This window comes from Saccharomonospora saliphila YIM 90502 (genome assembly GCF_000383795.1).
GTDB lineage: Bacteria > Actinomycetota > Actinomycetes > Mycobacteriales > Pseudonocardiaceae > Saccharomonospora > Saccharomonospora saliphila.
Genome location: NZ_KB912629.1, coordinates 2,436 through 6,878, shown reverse-complemented (window position 1 = coordinate 6,878; position 4,443 = coordinate 2,436). Strand labels below are relative to the sequence as shown.

At 71.5% G+C, this 4,443-nt stretch carries 3 protein-coding genes and 1 pseudogene; all 4 read left to right on the top strand.

Annotated features, from left to right (window positions below; genetic code table 11):
- Window positions 1–418 (top strand): annotated as a pseudogene (locus tag SACSA_RS21420) (hypothetical protein); the annotation flags it as partial.
- A gap of 3 nt (window positions 419–421) precedes the next feature.
- Entirely contained in the window at window positions 422–1,213 is a 792-nt protein-coding gene (locus SACSA_RS0104135) for an ESX secretion-associated protein EspG (protein ID WP_019813768.1), read from the top strand.
- A gap of 156 nt (window positions 1,214–1,369) precedes the next feature.
- Window positions 1,370–2,161: an ESX secretion-associated protein EspG gene (locus SACSA_RS0104130; RefSeq protein ID WP_019813766.1), complete on the top strand. Its 792-nt coding sequence runs from the start codon at window positions 1,370–1,372 to the stop codon at window positions 2,159–2,161.
- A gap of 293 nt (window positions 2,162–2,454) precedes the next feature.
- Window positions 2,455–4,443, top strand: a 1,989-nt coding sequence (ftsH, locus tag SACSA_RS0104125) for an ATP-dependent zinc metalloprotease FtsH (RefSeq protein WP_019813763.1), incomplete at its 3' end; no start/stop codon positions are given.

Below are 4,443 nucleotides of genomic sequence, written 5' to 3'. Positions count from 1 at the left end.
CGGTGCGGCCGGGGCCAAGGCGCTGTCCTCGGGCAGGCGCAGTGGTTCCCGCTCCGGGGCCTCCGAGGCCGCCGAGACCCATGCGGCCTCCGAGGAAACCTCCGACGAGACCCTGGCCTCGGCGAACCAGCAGAGCGGCGGTGCGGCGCCCAGTGCCGCGTCGGTGCCCACCCAGGGACAGAGCGGCATGGTCTCGGGTGGCACGATCGGCGCCGCGCAGACACCCCCACCCGCGGGCACGGCCGGCGCCGCGGGCGCTCCCATGGGCATGGGCGGTGCGCGTGGCGGCGACGACGAGAAGGAACACACCCACGCCTCGTTCCTCATCGAGCCCGACCCGGACGCGACCTTCGGGGCGACCGAGTCGGCGGCGCCGCCGGTGCTCGGCGCGTGGGGCCCCGACGACGAGGAGCGGTAACCGGTGCGGGAGCGGCTCACCGAGCTCGAACTCGACTTCCTCTGGGAGTCGAGCGGCCTCGGTGACCTGCCGTACCCGCTGCGGGCGCGGTCGCACGGCTGGACTCTCGAAGAGCGGGCCGCGCTGCGCAGGGACGTCCTCGACGACCTGCGGCGGCGCGGGCTGGCCGACGACGGGGGACGGCCCGCCCCGCACGTGGAGGACGCGTTCGGCGTGCTGGCGGGCGCGGAGCTGAGCCTCGACTCGGTGCAGATCAGCGCGCCGGACGCGCAGCCGAGGCTCGCGGTGGCCGCCGCTCTGCACGGACACGGTGTGCTGGCCGTGCAGGAACACGGCATCCTGCACCTCGAACAGGCACCGGCCGACGGGTTGCCCGGCGCCATCGTCGGGCAGTTGCCCGGGGCGCCGAGGGGCAGCGAGAAGTCGATCACTGTGCCGCTCGAACAGCTCCTTTCGGGGCCGGGTGCGGACTTCATGCAGCGCAGGCCGGGCGGCCTTGACGGCAGCACGGCACGGGCCGACGACGACCGCAAGGCACTCGCCCGGTTGCACGCGCAGTCGCGGGAACGGGGCGGTCAGCTCGGCGCGAACGCGCGCGGACGTGCCGGGGCGAAGGGCCGGTCCCCGGTGCTGAGCTGGTTCGACACCGAGACCGGGCGCTACCTCACCCAAGCGAGCCGGGGCGCCGACGGCCGGGACTGGATCATCATCGCCCCCGCCGACGCGCCGACACTGCGCCACCGCCTCGCCGAAATGCTCACCACGGCCGCCGACGCCACGGTGGCCCACATCTGACCCGCGAGTTGCCCCTCACCACACGCGAGTTGCCCGTTCCCGTCCACGAGTTGGCCTTCACGGGGCACGGGAACCGCGGAGGACCTCCTTTCGCGCGGCGGGGTCGCGGTAGGGTGCGGCGAACCAGCGGGAGAACACAAGACCAGGGGGAAAGCGGTGTCCGCGCAGGAGTTCTTCACACCGGTCGGGTTCGACTTCCTGTGGGAATCGGCCGGGGCCGGTGAGATGCCGTACCCGTTCACGGTGCGCTCGCACGGGGAGACCGATCAGGAGCGCGGTGTCCTCCGGCAGCGGGTGAACGCCGAGTTCGCCGCGCGAGGGCTCCCGAACGCCGAGGTCGAGACTTGGCTCGGCGTGCTCGCGCGGCCCTCGGTGAGTATCGACGCGCTGCACATCCCGCAGTTCCAGGCTCCGCCGGTGTCGGTGCTGGCCGCGTCCGACGGCGACCTCGCCGTGCTCGCGGTGCAGGACGCCGACGGTGTGTGGCTGCGCTCGATCTACCCGGACGGGCTCGCCTCCGCCGTGGTCGACCTCCTCCCGGCCTGTGCGCGCGGCACCCAGGTGGCGAGCACCCTGCCGATCGACGAGGCACTGCGCACCCGGCCCTCCCGGCTCGGGGCCCACGCGGGTAGTGGGCCGGAGGCGGGTGCGCGGGAGTCCCGCAGGCGCACCGGCCTCGCCGAGCGGGCGCAGGACCCCGCCGAGTCGTACGCGGAGTTGATCGCCCAGCCCCGCCTGCGTGGCGGGCAGCTCGCGGCGAACAGCCGCGACGAAGTGGGTGTGCGGCGACGCTCCCCGGTGCTGGCGTGGTTCGACACCGCCACGGGCCGTTACCTCAGCCTGTCCCGGCAGGGCCCCGACGGCAGGGAGTGGGTGACGGTGGCCCCGGCCGACGCGAAGACGCTGCGCGGGCGGCTCTCCGAACTGCTCGCCGAGGTCGCGCACTGACGCGGGCCGTCGAGGCGCGCGGCGTCCGTGTCGTGTGCTCCACCCCGGCCCTGGCCGGACGTGCCCGGGCGCTCCCGGCGGCCCTTTGAGCAGCCCCTCCGGCGCGCCCGGGAACATCGTGGCCGCACCCACCGTTGACAACGACAGGATCGCTCGGCCGCTCGTCGGGGCCGGGCGGTACGCTGGTGGGACGGTGAGTTCCGTAGCGCCCGTGTACGTGTCAGCACCGCGACGGCGGATGTCACAGTTTGCCGCCTAGCCAGGGAGGGTCGAGGCCACTACGGCCGGATCGAATGGACCGCAAGCGCCTGCTCAAGAACCCGCTGCTGTGGATAGCGGTGGCTCTGCTCCTGTACTTCGGCATCAGCACGCTCGCCGACAGCGACCGCGGCTACTCCGAGGTCCCGACCTCGCAGGCCGTCGAGCAGATCCGCTCCGGCAACGTCACCGAAGCCACCCTGGAAGACCGTGAACAGCAGCTCAAGCTGACCCTGGAGAACCCGGTCGAGGCCGAGGGCCAGCAGGCCACCGAGGTCATCACCAAGTTCCCGGCGGGGGCGTCCGACCAGCTCTACAACGCGCTGCTCAACGCGGGCACCGACCAGCAGGACGTCCGGTTCGACACCACGGTCACCGAGGACTCCTTCTTCACCCAGCTGCTCATCTACATGATTCCGCTGGGCCTGCTGGTGCTGTTGCTCATGTGGATGATGAACAGCGCCCAGGGCGGCGGCAACCGGGTGCTCAACTTCGGTAAGTCCAAGGCCAAGCAGCTCAACAAGGACATGCCGACCACGACGTTCACCGACGTCGCGGGCGCCGACGAGGCCGTCGAGGAACTGCACGAGATCAAGGACTTCCTGCAGAGCCCGGCCCGCTACCAGTCGCTCGGCGCCAAGATCCCGAAGGGCGTGCTGCTGTACGGCCCGCCGGGCACCGGTAAGACGCTGCTGGCCCGCGCCGTGGCCGGTGAGGCGGGAGTGCCCTTCTACACGATCTCCGGTTCCGACTTCGTGGAGATGTTCGTCGGTGTCGGTGCTTCCCGTGTCCGAGACCTGTTCGAGCAGGCCAAGCAGAACGCGCCCTGCATCATCTTCGTCGACGAGATCGACGCGGTCGGCAGGCAGCGCGGCGCCGGACTGGGCGGCGGGCACGACGAACGCGAGCAGACCCTGAACCAGCTTCTCGTCGAGATGGACGGCTTCGACTCACGTGGCGGCATCATCCTGATCGCGGCCACCAACCGTCCCGACATCCTCGACCCGGCGCTGCTGCGCCCGGGCCGCTTCGACCGGCAGATCCCCGTGTCGGCCCCCGACCTCAAGGGCCGGATGCAGATCCTCCAGGTCCACTCGAAGGGCAAGCCGCTGGCGGAGAACGCCGACATCGAGGCGCTGGCCAAGCGCACCGTGGGCATGTCCGGTGCCGACCTGGCGAACGTGATCAACGAGGCCGCGCTGTTGACCGCACGGCAGCAGGGCACGGTCATCACCGACACGGCCCTGGAGGAGTCCGTCGACCGCGTGATCGGCGGCCCCGCGCGCAAGAGCCGGATCATTTCCGAACACGAGCGCAAGATCACCGCCTACCACGAGGGCGGGCACGCGCTGGCCGCGTGGGCGATGCCGGACATCGAGCCGGTCTACAAGCTCACGATCCTGCCGCGTGGGCGGACCGGGGGACACGCGCTGGTCGTGCCCGAGGACGACAAGCAGCTCATGACCCGGTCGGAGATGATCGGCAGGCTCGTGTTCGCGATGGGCGGGCGCACGGCCGAGGAGCTCGTGTTCCACGAGCCCACCACGGGCGCCTCCTCGGACATCGAGCAGGCCACCAAGATCGCCAAGGCCATGGTCACCGAGTACGGCATGAGCCCTCGGCTCGGCGCCGTGAAGTACGGCCAGGAGCAGGGTGACCCCTTCGTCGGGCGCTCGGCGGGACGGCAGCCGGACTACTCGCTCGAGGTCGCGCACGAGATCGACGAGGAAGTGCGCAAGCTCATCGAGACCGCGCACACCGAGGCGTGGGAGGTGCTCAACCACTACCGCGACGTGCTCGACGACCTGGTGCGGGAGGTGCTGGAGAAGGAGACCCTCCAGCGGCGCGACCTGGAACGCATCTTCGAGGCCGTGGAGAAGCGCCCGCGCATCACCACGTTCAACGAGTTCGGCGAGCGACTGCCCTCGGACAAGCCGCCGATCAAGACACCGCGTGAGCTGGCCGCCGAGCGCGGTGAGCCGTGGCCGCCCGAGGGCGAGGACCGCGAGCCCGAGCCCGAACCC